Annotated in this window: 19 protein-coding genes; 8 read left to right on the plus strand and 11 right to left on the minus strand. The window is 46.5% G+C overall.

The features are described from left to right. Nucleotides 1–9: 9 nt before the first annotated feature. A complete protein-coding gene (locus tag SHEWMR4_RS12000; protein WP_011623045.1) occupies nucleotides 10–276 on the plus strand; it encodes a PGPGW domain-containing protein in 267 nt (88 codons plus the stop codon). 62 nt (nucleotides 277–338) lie between these two features. On the opposite strand, the gene SHEWMR4_RS12005 is transcribed toward SHEWMR4_RS12000, so the two are convergent. Both SHEWMR4_RS12005 and SHEWMR4_RS12010 read right to left on the minus strand, forming a co-directional pair. Further along, nucleotides 339–2,051 (minus strand): AMP-binding protein, encoded by a 1,713-nt coding sequence (locus SHEWMR4_RS12005; RefSeq protein WP_011623046.1) that lies wholly within the window; start codon nucleotides 2,049–2,051, stop codon nucleotides 339–341. Nucleotides 2,052–2,179: 128 nt separating this feature from the next. Further along, nucleotides 2,180–2,560 carry a DUF6508 domain-containing protein gene (locus SHEWMR4_RS12010; RefSeq protein ID WP_011623047.1) on the minus strand — a complete coding sequence of 127 codons (381 nt, stop codon included), beginning with the start codon at nucleotides 2,558–2,560 and terminating at the stop codon, nucleotides 2,180–2,182. Nucleotides 2,561–2,861: 301 nt separating this feature from the next. On the opposite strand from SHEWMR4_RS12010, the gene SHEWMR4_RS12015 reads away from it, so the two are divergent. Both SHEWMR4_RS12015 and SHEWMR4_RS12020 read left to right on the plus strand, forming a co-directional pair. Then, nucleotides 2,862–3,323 (plus strand): EVE domain-containing protein, encoded by a 462-nt coding sequence (locus SHEWMR4_RS12015; RefSeq protein ID WP_011623048.1) that lies wholly within the window; start codon nucleotides 2,862–2,864, stop codon nucleotides 3,321–3,323. A gap of 80 nt (nucleotides 3,324–3,403) precedes the next feature. After that, nucleotides 3,404–3,736 carry a hypothetical protein gene (locus SHEWMR4_RS12020; protein WP_011623049.1) on the plus strand — a complete coding sequence of 111 codons (333 nt, stop codon included), beginning with the start codon at nucleotides 3,404–3,406 and terminating at the stop codon, nucleotides 3,734–3,736. Nucleotides 3,737–3,802: 66 nt separating this feature from the next. Here SHEWMR4_RS12020 and SHEWMR4_RS12025 read toward each other — a convergent pair whose 3' ends face one another. Beyond that, complete coding sequence (locus SHEWMR4_RS12025; protein WP_011623050.1) at nucleotides 3,803–4,597, minus strand: TIGR00266 family protein; 795 nt, start codon at nucleotides 4,595–4,597, stop codon at nucleotides 3,803–3,805. A gap of 160 nt (nucleotides 4,598–4,757) precedes the next feature. Further along, nucleotides 4,758–5,672 (minus strand): LysR family transcriptional regulator, encoded by a 915-nt coding sequence (locus SHEWMR4_RS12030; RefSeq protein ID WP_011623051.1) that lies wholly within the window; start codon nucleotides 5,670–5,672, stop codon nucleotides 4,758–4,760. 214 nt (nucleotides 5,673–5,886) lie between these two features. On the opposite strand from SHEWMR4_RS12030, the gene SHEWMR4_RS12035 reads away from it, so the two are divergent. Further along, the gene (locus tag SHEWMR4_RS12035) at nucleotides 5,887–7,047 is read left to right on the plus strand and encodes a homogentisate 1,2-dioxygenase (protein ID WP_011623052.1); all 1,161 of its coding nucleotides are present in this window, start codon (nucleotides 5,887–5,889) and stop codon (nucleotides 7,045–7,047) included. Between the two features lie 113 nt (nucleotides 7,048–7,160). Then, a complete protein-coding gene (gene hppD, locus SHEWMR4_RS12040; RefSeq protein WP_011623053.1) occupies nucleotides 7,161–8,201 on the plus strand; it encodes a 4-hydroxyphenylpyruvate dioxygenase in 1,041 nt (346 codons plus the stop codon). Between the two features lie 193 nt (nucleotides 8,202–8,394). On the opposite strand, the gene SHEWMR4_RS12045 is transcribed toward hppD, so the two are convergent. Continuing rightward, entirely contained in the window at nucleotides 8,395–9,798 is a 1,404-nt protein-coding gene (locus SHEWMR4_RS12045; RefSeq protein WP_011623054.1) for a sensor domain-containing diguanylate cyclase, read from the minus strand. Between the two features lie 176 nt (nucleotides 9,799–9,974). After that, a complete protein-coding gene (locus SHEWMR4_RS12050; RefSeq protein ID WP_011623055.1) occupies nucleotides 9,975–10,538 on the minus strand; it encodes a sugar O-acetyltransferase in 564 nt (187 codons plus the stop codon). Nucleotides 10,539–10,870: 332 nt separating this feature from the next. On the opposite strand from SHEWMR4_RS12050, the gene SHEWMR4_RS12060 reads away from it, so the two are divergent. Beyond that, a complete protein-coding gene (locus tag SHEWMR4_RS12060) occupies nucleotides 10,871–11,494 on the plus strand; it encodes a LysE family translocator (protein WP_011623056.1) in 624 nt (207 codons plus the stop codon). 112 nt (nucleotides 11,495–11,606) lie between these two features. On the opposite strand, the gene SHEWMR4_RS12065 is transcribed toward SHEWMR4_RS12060, so the two are convergent. After that, on the minus strand, nucleotides 11,607–12,872 hold the full coding sequence (locus tag SHEWMR4_RS12065; RefSeq protein WP_011623057.1) for a GNAT family N-acetyltransferase: 1,266 nt from the start codon (nucleotides 12,870–12,872) through the stop codon (nucleotides 11,607–11,609). Nucleotides 12,873–12,981: 109 nt separating this feature from the next. Here SHEWMR4_RS12065 and ggt point away from each other — a divergent pair, with 109 nt between their 5' ends. Together ggt and SHEWMR4_RS12075 are read left to right on the plus strand one after the other, a co-directional pair. Then, nucleotides 12,982–14,721: a gamma-glutamyltransferase gene (ggt, locus tag SHEWMR4_RS12070; protein WP_011623058.1), complete on the plus strand. Its 1,740-nt coding sequence runs from the start codon at nucleotides 12,982–12,984 to the stop codon at nucleotides 14,719–14,721. Between the two features lie 469 nt (nucleotides 14,722–15,190). Further along, the gene (locus tag SHEWMR4_RS12075; protein WP_227499201.1) at nucleotides 15,191–15,418 is read left to right on the plus strand and encodes a hypothetical protein; all 228 of its coding nucleotides are present in this window, start codon (nucleotides 15,191–15,193) and stop codon (nucleotides 15,416–15,418) included. A 599-nt stretch (nucleotides 15,419–16,017) separates the two neighbouring features. Here SHEWMR4_RS12075 and SHEWMR4_RS12080 read toward each other — a convergent pair. The 4 genes from SHEWMR4_RS12080 to SHEWMR4_RS12095 all read right to left on the minus strand — a co-directional run bounded on the left by SHEWMR4_RS12080 (nucleotide 16,018) and on the right by SHEWMR4_RS12095 (nucleotide 19,091). Then, nucleotides 16,018–16,443, minus strand: coding sequence for a GFA family protein (locus tag SHEWMR4_RS12080; protein WP_011623059.1), 426 nt, complete (start codon nucleotides 16,441–16,443; stop codon nucleotides 16,018–16,020). Nucleotides 16,444–16,782: 339 nt separating this feature from the next. Then, nucleotides 16,783–17,760 (minus strand): hypothetical protein, encoded by a 978-nt coding sequence (locus SHEWMR4_RS12085; RefSeq protein ID WP_011623060.1) that lies wholly within the window; start codon nucleotides 17,758–17,760, stop codon nucleotides 16,783–16,785. 352 nt (nucleotides 17,761–18,112) lie between these two features. Continuing rightward, nucleotides 18,113–18,592: a hypothetical protein gene (locus SHEWMR4_RS21110; RefSeq protein ID WP_041408791.1), complete on the minus strand. Its 480-nt coding sequence runs from the start codon at nucleotides 18,590–18,592 to the stop codon at nucleotides 18,113–18,115. A 118-nt stretch (nucleotides 18,593–18,710) separates the two neighbouring features. Further along, on the minus strand, nucleotides 18,711–19,091 hold the full coding sequence (locus SHEWMR4_RS12095; RefSeq protein ID WP_011623061.1) for an Imm41 family immunity protein: 381 nt from the start codon (nucleotides 19,089–19,091) through the stop codon (nucleotides 18,711–18,713). Between the last annotated feature and the right edge of the window lie 101 nt (nucleotides 19,092–19,192).

Genomic DNA, 19,192 nt, shown 5'->3' on the forward strand with positions numbered 1-19,192 from the left:
GAGCGTCCTATGCCGATTTCCTTCAAAGACAATAAGTTAATATTTGCTCATCCCGCGATAAACCGAACAGTCATCACAGTGTTAGGTGCATGTTTTACCTTAGTCGGCGGGATTTTCTTACTCTTACCTGGGCCAGGATTGCTCTTTATCCTTATCGGATTAACCCTCTTGAGCACCCAATATCCTTGGGCGAAACGTTGGTTGCGCTTAAGCCAGCGTCAATTAAGCAAGAGTGCGGCTTGGCTCGACAATCAAATTCGGCATTACCGACGTTAATCTAGGGCGCACAGCTAAAAAGAAACCCAAGCCATCGGACTTGGGTTTCTTCTTAATGCACCCTAGGCATTAATATCCTCATATAGCTCTTGATACATCAGCTCACGCATTTTAAATTTCTGGATTTTGCCCGTGACAGTCATGGGGTATTGCTCCACAAACTTGATGTAGCGAGGTACTTTAAAATAGGCGAACTTTTCGGTGAGGAAATGACGAATATCCTCCTCTGAAATCGTGGCGCCACTGCGAATCTTGATCCACGCGCACACTTCTTCGCCGTATTTATCACTATGAACCCCAAACACTGCTGCATCTTGCACATCTTTATGAGTATAGAGTTTCTCTTCAATTTCACGGGGATAGATATTCTCGCCACCGCGAATAATCATATCTTTAATACGGCCAACGATTTGCACATAACCTTGCTCATCCATTTGCCCAATATCGCCAGAATGTAGCCAGCCTTCACTGTCGATAGTTGCCGCCGTTTTTTCGGGATCATTCCAGTAACACTGCATGATGCAATAGCCACGGCTACAGACTTCACCGGGCGTATTGATTGGCAGCACTTCACCAAATTCATCGACGATTTTCACTTCGGTATGGGGTAAAGCACGGCCAACGGTAAGCACACGTTTCTCAACTGGTGAGTCGATTTCAGTAATGTGGTTCAGCGGGCTGCACTCGGTTTGCCCATACCCAATTAACACTTCCTGCATATACATCAGGTTTTGTACCCGGCGCATCACTTCTTCTGGGCAAGTCGCTCCCGCCATAACACCGGTACGCAGCGAGCTTAAGTCAAAGCGTTTAAATTCGGGGTGCTCTAACTCGGCAATAAACATAGTGGGAACACCGTGTAGTGCGGTGCAGCGTTCACGCTCAACCACCTCTAGGGTGGTCAGCGGATCGAAGGAATCCCCAGGAAAGACCGCCGCCGCGCCCTTAGCGAGGCACACAAGGTTACCCAACACCATGCCAAAACAATGGTATAAAGGCACAGGAATGCAGAGCTTATCTTCACAGGTAAACTTCATTGCCTCGGCCACTAAGTAGCCATTATTCAGGATGTTGTGGTGCGATAAGGTCGCCCCCTTTGGGCTGCCCGTGGTGCCAGAGGTAAATTGAATATTAATGGCGTCATAAGGGCTAAGTGACTCGGCGATTTGCTCGAGCGCCGCCTTGTCATCTGGCGTCACTTCAAGCAATAAATCATCAAAGTTCAACATACCGGGAGACTGCTCCGCCCCCATGCGGATCACAAATTGTAACTCGGGCAACGCTTTGGCCTGTAATTGCCCTGCGGCGCACACCTTAAGCTCTGGCGCTAACTCGTAGAGCATCTGTAAATAGTTACTGGACTTGAATTTATCGGCGCAAATCACCGCCCTACAGCCCACGTTAGTCAGGGCATATTGTAATTCTTCAGGGCGATAAGCGGGGTTGATGCACACCATGATGGCGCCAATTTTGGCGGTGGCGAATTGGGTTAAGCACCACTCAATATTATTGGGCGACCAAATGCCCACGCGATCCCCTGGACCTATGCCCAGTTTGAGTAAGCCTGTGGCCAAGGCATCGATTTGTGCAAGGTATTGGCGGTAATTCCAACGGATATCTTGATGATTCACGACAACGGCTAACTGTTCGGGATAAGTGTTAGCGATATCGTTAAGGTACTGTCCTATGGTTTTTTCAACAAGCTCCGGGGAATTAGGTCCCCGGAACTCACTGTATTTAAGTGGGTTTGTTGCTTGAGTCGTTGAAACAGACATTAAGGCCTCCGTGCTTTTTTATTATGTTTAGCATGGTCCAAACTAACCAATCCTCGGAACATCTCACAAGTAAAAAAGCATGGTATTAGACTAAAGAGTAAGGATATTCTGTTACTCGAAAACCGGAATTAACGGGTAATAAACGCCACCTGTTTATCAGTGGTTAAAACCTCTAAACGCTGTAAACGTTCCATAATCGCCAGCAATACCCCTTGGCGACGCATATTCTCTAACACCCCAGGGCTAAACACTTCGAGACGAGTCATCGCGGTTAATAGCAGACGGCATTGAGCGACACTGGCATCACGGATATAAGCGGGTTTATCGACTAAGTAACTGTTGTTATACCAGTAATCCCAGGTAAAATTCGCCAGTAACCAGCCCTGAGTGGTTAAATCGCTGATGAATTCCAACATGCGTTCGCGGTGCAGGCTCACATCCCCTGCGGTAAAATCTTTAAGGTATTTAGTGTATAGGCCACTGTCTGTGGTCATTGCTGAAGTTTCCATAACACACCTCACTGTTTCAACATCACTCATATAAGAAGTCGGGTATTGAAATAAAGCTTGGATTGGGACCTAAAGCTGCCAACTTTGCATCGATTTGCGGCGTCATAGCACCAACTGCATAAGGCATACCAGACTCGATAGTGACGACAGAGTAAGCTGGGTTAACTGAACACTGACTTAACGCGCCGGATAATGCTTAACGTCAGGAGATCAGAGAACGGTTAACTGTGAGGCAAACAAAAACTAGGATAAACTCAACGCATTAACGCGATGAGACGGCTATTTCAGTAAAGGATAAAAGATGAACTACTGGCTTATGAAATCGGAACCCGACGAATTTAGTATCGACGATCTTAAGGCTTGCCCTAATCAAACCGAAGCCTGGTTTGGGATCCGTAACTACCAAGCACGTAACTTTATGCGAGATGCGATGCAAATTGGCGATCAAGTCTTCTTTTACCACTCAAGTTGCAAAGTCCCCGGCATCGTCGGCATTGCCGAAGTCGTGACCAATGCCTATCCTGACAGCTCGGCCTTTGACCCCGAATCAAAGTATTTTGATCCTAAGTCCGATCCACAGCAGCCACGATGGTTAAGGGTAGATATTCGTTTCGTCAAACAATTTAAGGAAATCATCCCCTTAAGTTTGATCAAAAGTTTGCCGCAACTGGCCGATATGTACTTAGTCTCTAAAGGTTCTAGGCTGAGCATTCAACCTGTTACCGAAGAACAATGGCAAGCCGTGCTTATGCTCGCCCGCTAAGGGCAGATATTCAGCTAAAGTTCATTTAAGCTAAACTAGAGTGACACACAACAACCTCATTATTCCCTAAGGGAGCTAGTATGAATAAATTAACAGCAACACTGATAGGTGGAGTCGTACTCAGTCTGGTCGCCCCGATAGCGGCTTTTGCAAAGCACGATAATGATAAGAAGGACAAAGATCTGCCCCCTGGTCTACAAAAGAAAGTCGACAAGGGGCAGCCTCTTCCCCCTGGATGGCAGAAAAAACTGCGTCGTGGCGATATCCTAGATTACGATATTTATGACCGCGGCCGCGTTGTCGTCCCCATCGACAGAGACGGCAGAATCAGCATTGAAGTCGAAGGCTCCATCATCAAGCTCGATGAAAAGAGCCGTAAGATCCTCGATATCATCAATGTGGTCACCTATTGATCTGAATTTACAAACAGCTTCCTGCGCACACTTAACCCGTTAAGTGTGCGCATTTTGCTTTTAGGGTTAACGCCCGTCGAGCATGCGGCCAAGCCCGCCGAGGACTGAACCTTCACCGCGGTCACTTCCACCAGCAGAGGGAGCGTGAGCGATAATGCGATCCGCCATCCGCGAGAATGGTAGACTCTGCAACCACACAGTGCCATGGCCTTTTAAGGTCGCTAAAAACAGCCCTTCTCCACCAAATACCATCGATTTTAACGAGCCAGCCCGCTCGATATCGTAATCAATCCCAGGGGTAAAACCGACCAAACAACCTGTATCGACACGTAAGGTTTCGCCTTTGAGTTCTTTCTTTATTAAGGTGCCGCCCGCATGAATAAACGCCATGCCATCACCCTGTAAGCTTTGAAGAATAAAACCTTCACCGCCAAAAAAGCCCGTACCTAGGCGGCGATTAAACTTCATGCTCACTCGCGTCCCAAGGGCCGCTGCGAGGAAGCTGTCTTTCTGGCAGATCAGTTCTCCGCCATATTGGGCAAGATCGAGAGCCAAAATCGTCCCAGGATAGGGCGCGGCAAACGCCACTTTACGTTTCTGATGTCCAAGGTTTGTAAAGTGCGTCATAAAGATGCTTTCACCCGTCAGCACACGTTTACCCGCCCCCATCAACTTGCCAAAAAAGCCAGATTCAGGCTCGGAGCCATCACCCATTTTGGCCTCGAAGCTAATGTCTTGCTCTAGATAATTCATCGCGCCGGCTTCGGCGATCACCGTCTCATGCGGGTCGAGTTCGACCTCAACCAACTGCATGCTGTGACCGATAATCTCATAGTCCACTTCATGGCAACGTCTAGACATACAATTCCCCTTACTCTGTCAGTCCAATTAATGTGGCGAACCAAATTCATCAGTGCCACGATATTGGACTCACTTTATGACATAAAATGTCAAAAGGCGATCGTTTTTATCCCAAGGTTGCGTCAGTAAGTTGTTTCAAAAGATGACAAGTAGTAGAGGATTAACCTAATCCCACCCCATTAAACTGCCCTGCTTTAGCAAATTCCTCTAGGATTAATTCGGTAAAGAGTTTGCCAGCGCGGCCCAAGGGGCGCTCAAGGGTCGACACTAATTGGGGAGTAAAGGTATAGCGACTGCCACCGACAAAGTCGACCTCCACAAGCTCACCGCTCAACAACTCCTCCTGCACCAGAAAATCAGGCAACCAACCAAAACCGAGCCCTTTTAACAAGGCGTTCTTTTTCATAATAAAACCAGAAAGATAGAACACTTTATCGCCACCGAATTGCAGCTCATCTCGATAAGTCTTATTGGGGGAGGAATCTTCGATGGTCAGCTCAACATGTTGCTGTAACTCGGGCAAACTGATGTGTTTTTGTTGAGCCAAGGGATGTAAAGCACTCGTCACCAGTACACTGGTTATCGCAGGGAGGGGCTGTGGGTGATAATAGGGGCCTGTGCGGTAGTCTTTAACCAACATCAGATCTGCATTGTCACGCTCGAATCTGTGCTGCACACCACCCAAAAACTCCATATTGAGCTGAATTTTTGTCGGAATTTGATGCTCTGCCATCCGTTTAAGTGCCGTCATAATCGGCTCCATCGGCAAGGCGCCATCGATCACTAACTCAAGCTTAGGCTCCCAACCTTCACTGAAACGACTGGCAAGATGTTCAATATTGGCAAGGTGTTGCAACAGTCTTTGCCCCTCGGCCAAGATCACCCGCCCTTCACTCGTCAACTCGGCGCGGTATTGATCCCGACTAAAAAGTTGCACACCTAAATGTTCTTCCAGCTTTTTGACCTGATAGCTGACCGCCGATTGCGCCTTGTGTAAACGCTCGGCGGCTTTGGCAAAACTGCCCTCTTCCACCAGCACTTGCAGCACATTAAAAGCATCAATATCGATGCGCATGGGGACTCCTAAGCTTTCATTAACATGTCACGGAAACGCTACGAAGCGTAAAGCAGTTAATACCATCTAATTTTTAGATTGAGATAACAGATTTATTATTCTTTTTTTTGTTCATTCAAGCAACTAAATTGATAAGAAGATCACACTAATGCAACTTGCAGCATAACGACTCGCGGTGTAGGCAAGCCTGCAGCGTAACTTTGAAGGAATCACCATGCCATTTTATGTGAAACAAGGCCAAGTCCCCCATAAGCGCCATATCGCATTTGAGAAAGAAAACGGCGAGCTATACCGTGAGGAGCTGTTTTCAACCCATGGTTTTTCCAATATTTACTCGAATAAATATCACCACAATATGCCGACTAAGGCCTTGGAAGTGGCACCCTACCGCCTCGGTCACGGTGCCCAATGGGAAGATTCATTAGTTCAAAATTATAAATTGGACTCTCGTACGGCCGATCGCGAAGGCAACTTCTTTAGCGCCCGCAATAAAATCTTTTATAACAATGATGTGGCCATTTATACCGCAAAAGTGACTCAAGACACGCCGGAGTTTTACCGCAATGCCTACGCCGATGAAGTGGTGTTTGTACATGAAGGTGAAGGTACGCTCTACAGTGAATATGGCACTCTAGAGATCAAGAAATGGGACTACTTAGTGATCCCACGCGGCACCACACATCAGCTCAAATTCAACGATTACAGTAATGTGCGCTTATTTGTGATTGAAGCCTTTTCAATGGTGGAAGTGCCAAAACATTTCCGTAATGAATACGGTCAGTTACTCGAGTCTGCACCCTATTGTGAACGCGATATACGCACGCCCGTATTGCAAGATGCCGTGGTTGAACGTGGCGCCTTCCCGCTGGTGTGTAAATTTGGTAATAAGTACCAACTGACTACCTTAGAGTGGCATCCCTTTGACCTTGTGGGTTGGGACGGCTGTGTTTACCCCTGGGCATTTAACATCACCGAATACGCACCTAAAGTCGGCAAAATTCACTTACCGCCTTCAGACCACTTAGTGTTTACCGCCCACAACTTTGTGGTGTGTAACTTTGTGCCGCGTCCTTATGACTTCCACGAGCGTGCCATTCCTGCGCCTTACTATCACAACAATATTGATAGTGATGAAGTGCTGTACTACGTCGACGGCGACTTTATGAGTCGCACAGGGATTGAAGCCGGTTACATCACCCTACATCAAAAAGGGGTAGCGCACGGTCCACAACCCGGCCGCACCGAAGCCTCGATAGGCAAAAAAGAAACCTATGAATATGCAGTGATGGTGGACACCTTCGCCCCACTGAAATTAACCGAACATGTGCAAAATTGCATGAGTAAAGACTACAACCGCTCTTGGCTAGAAAACTAACGCTGCACCGCAGCATGAGTGAATGGCTTAACTAAGCCTACTAGCCGTAAGTCACCACAGCGAACAAGGCAAAAAGAGTGACTGCGTGTTGAATTAATCAAGAGGAACAGATCATGGCAAGCGAACTCAATCCACTGGGCTTACTCGGTATCGAATTTACCGAATTTGCAAGCCCCGATAGCGATTTTATGCACAAAGTGTTTATCGACTTTGGTTTTTCACTGCTGAAAAAAGCCAAAAATAAAGACATTTTGTACTACAAACAAAATGACATTAACTTCCTGCTCAATAATGAGCGCGAAGGGTTTTCAGCAGAATTTGCCAAATCCCACGGCCCTGCTATTAGCTCTATGGGCTGGCGCGTAGAAGATGCCAGCTTTGCTCACCGTGTGGCGGTAGAGCGCGGCGCCAAAGCCGTGGCTGATTCGGCCAAGGATCTGCCTTATCCAGCCATTTATGGTATTGGTGACAGCTTAATTTATTTTATCGACACCTTCGGTGCCGACAACAATATCTATGCAACTGACTTTGAAGACTTAAGTGAGCCTGTGATCACTCAAGAGAAAGGCTTTGTCGAAGTAGACCACTTAACCAATAACGTCTACAAAGGCACCATGGAACATTGGGCGAACTTCTACAAAAACATCTTTGGTTTTACCGAAGTGCGCTATTTCGACATCAGCGGCGTACAAACCGCATTGGTGTCTTACGCCCTGCGCTCACCCGATGGCAGCTTCTGTATCCCGATTAACGAAGGTAAAGGCAACGATAAGAACCAAATCGATGAATACCTGAAGGAATACAATGGTCCAGGTGTACAACACTTAGCCTTTAGAAGCCGTGATATCGTTAAATCCTTGGATGCGATGGAAGGTAGCTCGATTCAATGCTTGGATATTATTCCCGAATATTACGACACCATTTTCGATAAAGTCCCACAAGTGACCGAAAACCGTGAGCGTATCAAGCATCACCAAATTTTGGTGGACGGCGACGAGTCAGGCTATTTATTACAGATCTTCACTAAAAACCTGTTTGGCCCGATCTTTATCGAAATCATTCAACGTAAGAACAACTTAGGTTTTGGCGAAGGTAACTTCACCGCCCTGTTCCAATCGATTGAACGTGACCAAATGCGCCGCGGCGTGCTGTAATCGCGACCATTAATGTTATAAGAAAAAACGGTACGCACTGCGTACCGTTTTTTTATGCCCTATAGTGACCCGTTGTTTGTCACGCTTCGCGTATGGCCTTTCGATTATTTTCTTTCGACATCACCTTTTGAGTATCGCCCCTTACGGTACGCTGGAGCATCGCACTTTCGAACAAAGCTTCTTGGCGTGGTCCTTAAGCTTGATACTTTACAATCGTGTTTTTGCCCTGTGCCTTAGCTTGATATAAAGCCTTGTCCGCCAAATGCAGCAACGACTCGCCAGCGATACCTTGCTGATACTCCACCCAACCAATGCTCACAGTGCAGTAAATCGTGTGCTCCTCGGCTGCTATCGACATCTCAGCAAAGGATTTTCGAATACGCTCAAGCACGGGATACACCTGCTCGGCATCAATATCCCTTAGCACAAGGGCGAACTCTTCACCGCCTAGGCGCGCGGCAATATCTTGGCTACGGCTATGATTGTGTATCAACTGCGCCAACAGCTGGATGACCCTATCGCCCACACTGTGACCATAGGTGTCGTTAATCATCTTAAAGTTATCGAGATCCAACATAGCGACCGAATAACGCGCTGTCGGGCCATTAAGATTTGTCAGCTGTGGCATAAAGCCGCGGCGATTCAGTAGCCCCGACAAGGGATCATAGAGCGCCTCTTGCACCGCGGTCTGCTTATCTCTCTCGGTTCGGCGCAGCTGTGCCCGTTGTAACGACACCCCAAAAATGGTTAATGCCGATGACAACACAAAAGCCATCATCTCCGCATTGGTTTGATACGGCGTGGCATTGATAAACGGACCATAGCCCTGAGCTGTCGCTAAAATCATAAACAGCATGGAGGCGCTGCTAAACAGTGCGAGGTAAAAGCGAGTGACCTCAAAGGAGAGCACAACCAACAGCGGCGGGATCACATAAAATAACCAGCCCAGATCGAACTTAACCCCAACCAAACAAAACAGTGGCAAGCCAATCAAGGGCAAAAGGATATGGCGGGTTTTGGCTATGCTTAGCGCATTGGGTTCCACCCATCCGGCATACAGCTGATACACCAACACTATGCCCAGAATATCGGCAAAGAAAAACATTTGCCCCATACTCCAAAACGCGCTGGGTAAAATATAACCGCCAAGCACTAAGTTAGCGGATAACAATGCGCTGGAGCCGAAAATGGGGATGATGCCTGCGACCACCACAAACTTCATCAAGTCATTCGCACTTCCCGTCCCCTGTGGCAAGAAGCGTCTGAGTAACAACATCGACATCGCAGGCGCGAGCATATCGCTTAACGCAGCAATCGAAGTATGCAGCAGCGAAAGACCAAGGGAGTCCTGTTGTAACATACCTTGAAAATTCAAGGTAAAACTGCCGAGGAATATCAGCACCAATGCCTTACGCCCCCACATGAGTAACATCACCAAGGCAATGCCGGAGGGCAGCCAAATCAAGGTGATATTCTCAGGTTGCAAGCTAAATAACGTTTGGCCTAAGGCGCCGGTTAGCCAGTAGATAATGCCTGCGCACAGCAGTGCGATATGGCTTTGTCTTGCTGGCAATAAAGGCGAAAAAAGTGTCTTCAATCGGTAATCAACCTCAAAGAGCGCTAACGCGATAAAATTAAACGGTTTATTGGGTCGCTATAAAGCTTATGCCATGTGCATTAAATGGCAGTATAACCAAGTTTACATATAAACTCGGCGAGGCTTTAACCTCAGCGACCAAAAGCCCTGCGACCTAAAACCAGTACGATTGAGCTTTAGTCCGCGTTAGGTGTAGTGATTTGCTTAATCACCCTACAAGGATTACCCACAGCCACACTATTGGCTGGAATATCTTTATTCACCACACTGCCCGCGCCAATCACGCAGTTATCGCCAATGGTGACACCGGGCAATACACTGACATTACCGCCGAGCCACACATGGTGACCAATATGAATAGGCTTACCAAATTCTGTTGTAAGACGAGCAATGGGGTCAATAGGATGGGTCGCAGTAGAAATCAGTACATTGGGCCCAAACATCACATGGTTGCCAATCGTGACCTGACAAACGTCGAGTATGGTTAAGTTGTGATTCGCATAAAATTGCTGGCCAATTTGGATGTTATAGCCGTAATCACAAAAGAAGTTAGGCTCGATATGGGCACAACTAGGCACATTGAGTAGCTCGCGCAAGTGGGCCATACACGCCTCAAGCTGGGTAGGGTCGGCATGATTAAATTGATGACACATTAATTTAGCCCGCATTCTTTCGGCTAATAAGGTTTCATCGCAGGCTTGATAGGGTTCACCCGCCAACATTTTTTGCTTTTCCGTCATCTGAGTTCAACAAAAATCCCTGTTGTAATGACGCAACCCTAACAATCGACTATCAATATTTCAAGAGCATCAATAAATTAGATGCCATTATTCCGTTTCTTTTAAACTCTCTTGTAGTGTTTAGCGACGATTACCCCGCCAAAGTTCAAGATGCCAAGATAAGCCATAAAAAGCCGCTCATTACAGGATGAATAGGTCGAAAAACATTGGACCAAAGCCGATAGAGTCAAACTTACGGCCATTCTTGCCTGAGTGCTATTTGACACATTGGCTAACTCAGCCATTTTCATTACACTAGCGTTCCTTCATTCTTCTAGTAGACCGTTTAGACCATGCCAGATTTTGCCTTACTCGCTGTGTTTATCCCGACCTTTTTCTTTGTTTCTATCACCCCGGGAATGTGTATGACGCTCGCCATGACGCTTGGGATGAGCATTGGTGTGCGCCGTACCCTGTGGATGATGCTCGGTGAGCTTGTTGGGGTTGCCTTGGTCGCTACCGCAGCGGTCATGGGGGTGGCGAGTATTATGCTTAACTACCCTGAGGTTTTTCAGGTATTTAAATGGGTTGGCGGCATTTACTTAGGCTATATCGGCGTGCAGATGTGGCGCGCCCGAGGCAAGATGGCCATACTTAGCGATGATGACACTAACCCAAGAGCCAGTAACTTTACGCTGATTTCACAGGGTTTTATTACCGCCATCGCTAACCCTAAGGGTTGGGCGTTTATGGTGTCGCTATTACCGCCATTTATTAATGCCGAGCGCGAGGTCGCGCCGCAGCTCCTAGCCCTCCTTAGTATTATCATGGTGACAGAGTTTACTTCTATGTTGGCCTACGCCAGTGGCGGTAAGAGTCTGAGAATATTTTTAAGTCGCGGCGATAATATTCGTTGGCTAAATCGTATCGCCGGAAGCCTTATGATTGGCGTTGGCATCTGGTTAGCAGTGAGCTAGTTAAACATGCTGTCTTGAGTGATATGTGCTTAGTACATCACTCTTTTGTGTAGACCCATTCGCGTCGCGCCAACGTATTTGTTGACGTGACGCTCTACGTTTATGGTGGTTATTAGCCCTTTTTATAGGGCAACACCTCGCGCATCTGCTGCATATACGCTTCCATTTGTGCAGCTTCCTCCTCGGTAAAATGCGCTATGGCTCGCTTAAAGTCGGGATGAGCAATATTGTGGTAGGAATAAAGCGCCACAGGCTCGAAGCCGCGCAGCACTTTATGTTCGCCCTGAGCGCCTGCATCAAAGATATCAATCCCATGGGCGATACAGTATTCAATACCCTGATAATAACAGGCCTCAAAGTGCAATCCCTCAAGCTCGACAATACTGCCCCAGTAACGACCAAATAAGCATGTCTGCCCTTGCTCGTTGCGGCCCGTAAAATACAGCGCGCCCGCTAACATCTGCCCTTTCGCATCACTTATTACGAGCAAAACAATTTGCTCACTCAACCGCTCGGCAATCAAGTTAAAAAATGTTGGGGTTAAATAGCCACGATGGCCGGAGCGCTTAAGGTAGGTTAATTGATAACATTCAATAAAATGCTGCCATTGCTGACGGCTAATATCCGCTCCCGCGACAAATTGATATTGCAAGCCATAGGGCTGTAGCTGGGCGCGCTCCTTAAGAATATTTTTACGCTTACGGGAGGTGAGCGCCGCTAAAAAGGCTTCAAAATCTTTATAGCCACGGTTATGCCAATGGAACTGGGTGCTTAAACGCTTAAGGGAAGTGGGATTGGATGCCTCAGTAAATAGCGTTTGCTGCGAAGGCGAGACAAATAAGCAATGCCACGAGGACATTGGCGCATCCACGTTCACTAATTGCTCATTTAAGCAGGTAAATACGGCGCAGCTTAGCTGCTGCGCTTCCTCTGCCAAAAGCGTAGACGATAGCCCCAACCGCCGCCCCTGCACCGGCGTAAATGGAATGGCATTTAACAATTTAGGATAATATTCAAAACCATGGCGCTCATAGGCCTGCGCCCATGCCCAATCAAACACGTATTCACCATAGGAGTGGGATTTTTGATAAAGCGGCATCAATGCCAGCAGGGGTAAATCCATAAAATCTGCGGCATCTTTTTGGCTAACAATAACGGCATCTGGCGCTAATTCTCGCGCAAATTCACTGCCAGTTGCGTCGAACACACATAAATGATGTGGGCGCCAGCCCGTCGCGGCACAGGCCGACAAGCTCTGCTCTAAGCTGAGGAAATAAGCATGCTGGCAGAAGGGATTATCCGTCCCCATCAATCGGTCCCAGCTGTTAGCGTCAATACTCTGCGCCGCGCTGGCAAAGGCCAATATCAGTTGTCTCATTCGTTGAATTCTTATCCGTTAAACACACTAAGCAAAGATCCAAGGTTGCAATTAAGCCTAATTCTCGGCACATTGCATAGCCAAAATGAAAATAAATTCAGGATTGAATATGCGCCGCGCAGGAACTTTTAGACCTCTTATTCTCGCCATTGCCATGGCACTGCCTTTGTTGTCTTCGCCCACTCTCCATGCCGAAGAACCTTCGATTTTCAGCCAAATGGCCACGGCACAACCCGTATGGGCAAAACATGGAATGGTCGCCAGCCAAGAAGCGCTGGCAAGCCGCACTGGCATCGAAATTTTGAAGCAAGGCGGTAATGCCGTCGATGCTGCGGTGGCGGTCGCATTCAGTTTAGCCGTCACGCTACCCCGCGCGGGCAATATTGGTGGTGGTGGCTTTATGCTTGTCCATCTGGCTAAAGAAAACAAAACCATCGCCATCGATTACCGTGAAATGGCGCCATCAAAGGCGAAAAAAGACATATTCCTCGATGAGAATGGCGATGCGGTAACTAAATTAAGCCGTGAACATGGCCTTGCAGTCGGCGTCCCCGGCACTGTGATGGGCATGAGTTTAGCCCTTGAAAAATATGGCACGATGACCATGGCGCAAGTCACGGCGCCCGCCATCAAAATGGCACAGGAAGGCATTAGCGTGACCCCAGATCTTGCGGTATCCCTTGCAGGCTTAAAGCGCCGCATGAGCCAATGGCCCAGCACGGCAACCATCTTCTATAAGGCCGACGGTAGTGACTACCAAGTGGATGATATTTTAAAACAGCCAGAACTCGCCCACTCCCTGCAACTTATCGCCGAGAAAGGCACTAAAGGGTTCTACGAAGGTGAAACTGCGGAGAAACTGGTTAAGGCCGTGCAAGATGCTGGCGGCATCATGACCTTAGCGGATTTAGAACACTATAAGGCCGTCGAGCGTGAACCGGTTCGCGGTCAGTACCGTGGGTATGACGTGGTTTCTATGCCACCACCATCCTCGGGCGGCGTGCACATTGTCGAGATGCTCAATGTGTTGCAGCAGTTCCCTATCGATAAGTTCGGTCACAACACGGCGCAAACCATTCATGTCATGGCCGAAACCATGAAACATGCCTACGCCGATCGCAGCGAATACTTAGGCGATCCCGATTTTTATAAGGTGCCCGTCAAGCAGTTAACCAATAAGGACTACGCCAAAAAAATCGCCAGCCAAATTGCGCTAAATAAAACTACGCCCAGCACCGAAATCAAACCCGGCAATCTAGCGCCCTATGAGAGTGACCAAACCACCCACTTCTCGGTGGTCGATAAATGGGGCAATGCAGTGTCTAACACTTACACCTTAAACTTTAGCTACGGCTCGGGTTTAGTCGCCAAAGGCACGGGCATTTTACTCAATAACGAAATGGATGATTTTTCCGCAAAACCCGGCACACCTAACGGTTATGGCCTAGTGGGTGGCGATGCCAACGCGGTGGAAGGTAATAAACGTCCGTTGAGCTCAATGAGCCCAACCATAGTGATGAAAGACGGCAAACCCTTCTTAGTTACGGGCAGCCCAGGCGGTTCACGCATCATTACCACCACGCTGCAAATCATTATGAATGTAATTGATCACGGCTTAAACATTGCCGAAGCCAGCAATGCCGCGCGGGTACACCACCAATGGCTACCCGATGAACTGCGAGTCGAAAGCAGCCTGAACCGCGATACCATTTCGTTACTCGAAGCTAAAGGCCATAAGGTGAAAGTGCAATCGGCCATGGGTAGCACTCAATCCATCATGGTGACAGACCAAGGGATTTTTGGCGCCTCTGACCCACGCCATTCGGGTAGCGAAGCCGTCGGTTACTAATCACTGATTGGCATACTAGCGATATGTATAAAGGCAAGGAAACCATGGATTGGAGTGATAAGGCTAAGCGCAAAGCTGCTCGATATTGAGCATTCAAGCTAAGCCGCGATATCGAATCGTTCAGGAAGAGTCAGCCGCATCAACAAGCCCTGCTATACACCACTGTATACGCAGGGCTTTTTACTCTTTGAGATAAAAGCCTAGCCCGGTCACATCATTCAGCCTTTACCATCTTCGACCGCGCTACGGTCGCGATACCAAGATGATAATACCGCTATCCCAACACAAAATTGCAAGCAGAACAGACGCTAAGCCATCACGCAGATAAAGCAAGTTTAACTTTAACGTGGTTTACTCAATGAAAAGATAAAATGTAACTGAATGTCTTTCTGGAGGGGAATGGATTGACCCAGCATTAACTCGCTCTATAGTATCCAGCTCTAACATATTAATTAAAAAGGAATTTATTGTGACAATAGTATCACTGATTTTGCTATTGCTCTTAGCTAGCATGATGTTTTTCGGTATGTTGAGTTATTCGCTCGGTCGCAAAAAGACCACGAACCCTAAGCTCACAGGGATGCTAGGCGCAGTATTGGGATTGTTTCCGTTATTAGGTGTTATTTTCTTGATTGTCTTAGTGCTAAAAGCCGACATCACAACCCCAAGCATGCCCCAAGGAAATAGCCTGCTCTAGCTAAAATGCGGTTAACCGACCTAGATTTATTTCAACAGTTAATTTAGAGCGAACATATCGCAATGAGTTTTAAGCCAGAAGAACGCTTCAAGAGACAGTTGGGTTTGTGTTGATTCCAACTGTCATTTTCGGATGCCGATTTTAAAGAAGTTACCTGACTCACTTTTTGATATAAGCAATTGATTTTTATATCTATTTGTTGGGTGTTGTCATTATTTCCCCAGTGACACGCCGCCTCTTTATTTAACATGAAGTATCCCTATAGGCTCGACGGCGACATCTGCAATACATGGAAGTGTAAATGCCGCGTTCACATGGATGTGAAAGAGCGGCCATGTCGCCAACGGTCAATGGTGCCCCAATGCCAATTTTAACTACCCATTTGCGATATATACGTAAAAAGAAAAGGGACAAAAACGTGTCAGGACATCGGCTGCATCAGGTGAATTTCGGATAAAAATTTATATGGAGATAACTTCTAATTAAACGGCGGCACGCAGTGCCGTCCAGTGAACGAAGTGAACGTGTTTGAATTATTTGTTATGCGCTTTTGTTGGCAAATGAAACCAGACACTAATGCTAATAAATCAGCAAGAAGGCTATGCGTTAATGCGAACATCAGAAAACCAAACCGCTTGCCAACGCGCAATTTTTTCAGCGGTGGAGAGTTTCTTGGGAGACGCAGAACAGGTATCACCAAAACCAGCCTCTTTGATGATATTCGCATTGATGGTGGCGTAAATATTTTGAGCTTGTTGAAAAGACACACCGACTAATACGCCGCATTGACGACAAAAGAGAAAATCAGCAGTACCACTGCCTTGATGATATCGGCCTAACAAAGAAGGTTCATTCACAGAGAGAGTGAGTTTGCCTTTAGGGTCGGAAATGTAAGCAGCACCATGTTCACGGCAGAAATCGCAATCACATGCGCGAGGATTTAATGCTGCGGGTGGTGAGGTGAGTTCAATATCAGCGGTGATATTGCCACAATGACAGCGACCTTTCAGTTTACAAACAGACATAAATCATCCTTGAAAAAGGTTGGAATTCAACACAGATAATTGAGCAGAAAGCATAACGCCCTAATCTAGCAAATCCCCAGATAAATTCTACAACTAAATTCGGCCAACTAAATTCGGCCACCCATTTTAGATCAACAACATAATGCACTTTCCGTTTACCTACAACTTGTAAAAGTTAATATTGTTTACACAAGAACCATCAAAGTCACAGGGACAGTATCTGAGGCAATAAATTACGCTACTCCCTTAAAAAAATGGAGCATTTCAGACGAGGTAAGTCATCCCTTAGTGCTTAGGATGTGTTCTGGATGGGGGCTTTTGAAGTGATATAAGCAGTTGTTAGTTACTGTTAAAGTGCTGGCAGCTTGCCGCAAAATGCCGTCGTCGCTTTTCGAGATGTTCGCAGTAATCGGTCAGCTCTTGCAATGTACCTACAGGGCCATGAAATAACTTGCCAAACTCGGTAGTCAGCTTGAGCCAATTGTCATGGGGGATATTTAATTTTGTCAGTATCTTGGCACTACTTTCACTGATGTATCCACGTTTATCATTACGAATAATTCGACCAGTATCATCCACCAACAGAAGGTAATCAGTTAATGAAAACGCAATGCCATTGGGTTGGTCGTTGCACTCGTTACCGATAAAAGGTAGGAGATTGCTTGGCTGCTCACCTTTTAATGCGGCCCGAATACGTAGTTGAATACTGGTATGGTCGGATTGTTCTGGTGTATCAGCGAGTTTCGCTCTTATGGGATTCAAATCCACATAAGCCATACAGGCTAATACCGCAGCTTCATCGAGTAGGGCTTGGGATTTAAACCGACCTTCCCAGAACCTGCCCGTACAGTTATCTTCTTGATTTGCTTGCCTTGCTATTGGTTCATTCAAACAGCGCATAAACCATGAAATATCACACAAACGACTGCGATAAATGGCAATTGAATGCTTTAATCTGTTCACCTCATGCGCTTCAACTAACTCACCTTTAGCGAATTTTTGCGTTAATTCATCGCCTTTAAACAACTTATGCCACTGCTCAAGAACTTCGCGGTCAGTCCAACGATTTGCCGTCTCGATATCCACCCGCAACACCACATGCAGATGATTCGACATCACAGCAAATGCCGCGATATCAATAGAAAAAACTGCTTCAAGTTCAAACAGTAGCGATTCTACCCAAGCGCGGCGATGGTCATAGTTTTTACCCGAATAGGCATCATCGCCACATAAAAATGCCCGCCGAACAACGCGGCTACAGCAATGGTAATAGGGCGTGTCTTCAAGACTTATTTGAGTTCTGCGAGGGCGCGGCATACAAACCTCCTTGTTCAATGCTTAACCAAAGCATAGTCGGAGGTTAACTAACGCGCTATTAAGGTTGGGTGTCCAAGTTTTGCTTTAATTAGCGGCCATGTCGCCAACGGTCACTGGTGTCCCAATGCCAATTTTAACTACCCATTTGCGATATGTACGTAAAAAGCTAAGGGACAAAAGCGTGCCAGGACATCGGTTGCATCTGGTGAATTTAGGATAAAAATTTATATGGCGATAACGCCCGCTTAAGGGGCAGACAACGCTACTACCAACTTTCCGCATAACATCGTAACCACAAAAACCAACGCATGGTAAAAATGCCGCGCGTTGGCTGTCCCTCTTGAAGCGTTTGTTAGGCTTTTTGATCAACGTTAAATATAGCTGTACAACCCAATCCAGTAGAATGAAGTATCATATTTACGCCCCCTTTATTCTGCATCCAGATGTAATCTCCAGTTTCAGCAACATAGTCAAAAGCAGACATTTCCTTAGCGTATGCCATACATGATTTTGAAGATTGAATTACTGTAGTAAGGTCATACTTGCATTGAGTTCCAACTTTAAACAACGTAACTTTGTCAAAAACAGAATCCCCTTTGCTACCCCAAGTACCAATCATTGTAAGTTGATTTGGGTTGTCATTATGTTTGGTAACATTAATGCGTATGTCAGAGCCTCCCGCATTTTCATATATCTTTTTTATAGCAGTATCACAACCTGTAAAGCCTTGGTTATGAGCTTGTTTTACTGCAAAAGCTATAAACTCAGGATCTCCAGAAAAGGATGGAGATGAGATAAAAAGTAATGATAGTAACGTAGTTCTAATTTTCACAAATATTCCTCAATAGTAATTTTTAAGCCTAACGCCTCAAACACCGGCTTGGTGAAGTTGGCGGCTTTTTTGGAACAAAAAAGGTGACAGCTTTACCAAGTCCGAGTGCTTTGACTTGTTAAGCATTGTTTAGCAGAGGGTTAACCAAGTCAAAAGATGACTCGGGTAAAACCTCACCAGTAATAACGCCTAATACTGCCATATCAAACCTTTCCTTGAACTCGTAAAGTTGCTCACCTTTTAGATTTGTGATTTTAAAAACATCATTCTCGGCAAAATGTGCTGCAACTAAATTAAGCACTCTTTGTTGTAAATATAGGAGCATATATGCAAGGTTACGATCTACCGGATTTTCATCAGCTAACTGGGCTAGCTCGACCAGTTCTCGATGCAGTAGCCAAAAGGCCTTGTGATCCCATTCTCCATACTCGGTGAGTCTTTCGAAGAAAGAGCCTTCCCAATTTGAATGGCCGGGTATATTTCTTTCTAGTTCTTGCACGAAATCTCCGAGATGCTTAACATTTTATTCATGCGCATGCGCGTTTACCTCGTTGGACCAGTGAAAACGCGCACGGTTAACTATCTGTATGCAAAGAACTT

The sequence above is a fragment of the Shewanella sp. MR-4 genome (assembly GCF_000014685.1).
GTDB lineage: Bacteria > Pseudomonadota > Gammaproteobacteria > Enterobacterales > Shewanellaceae > Shewanella.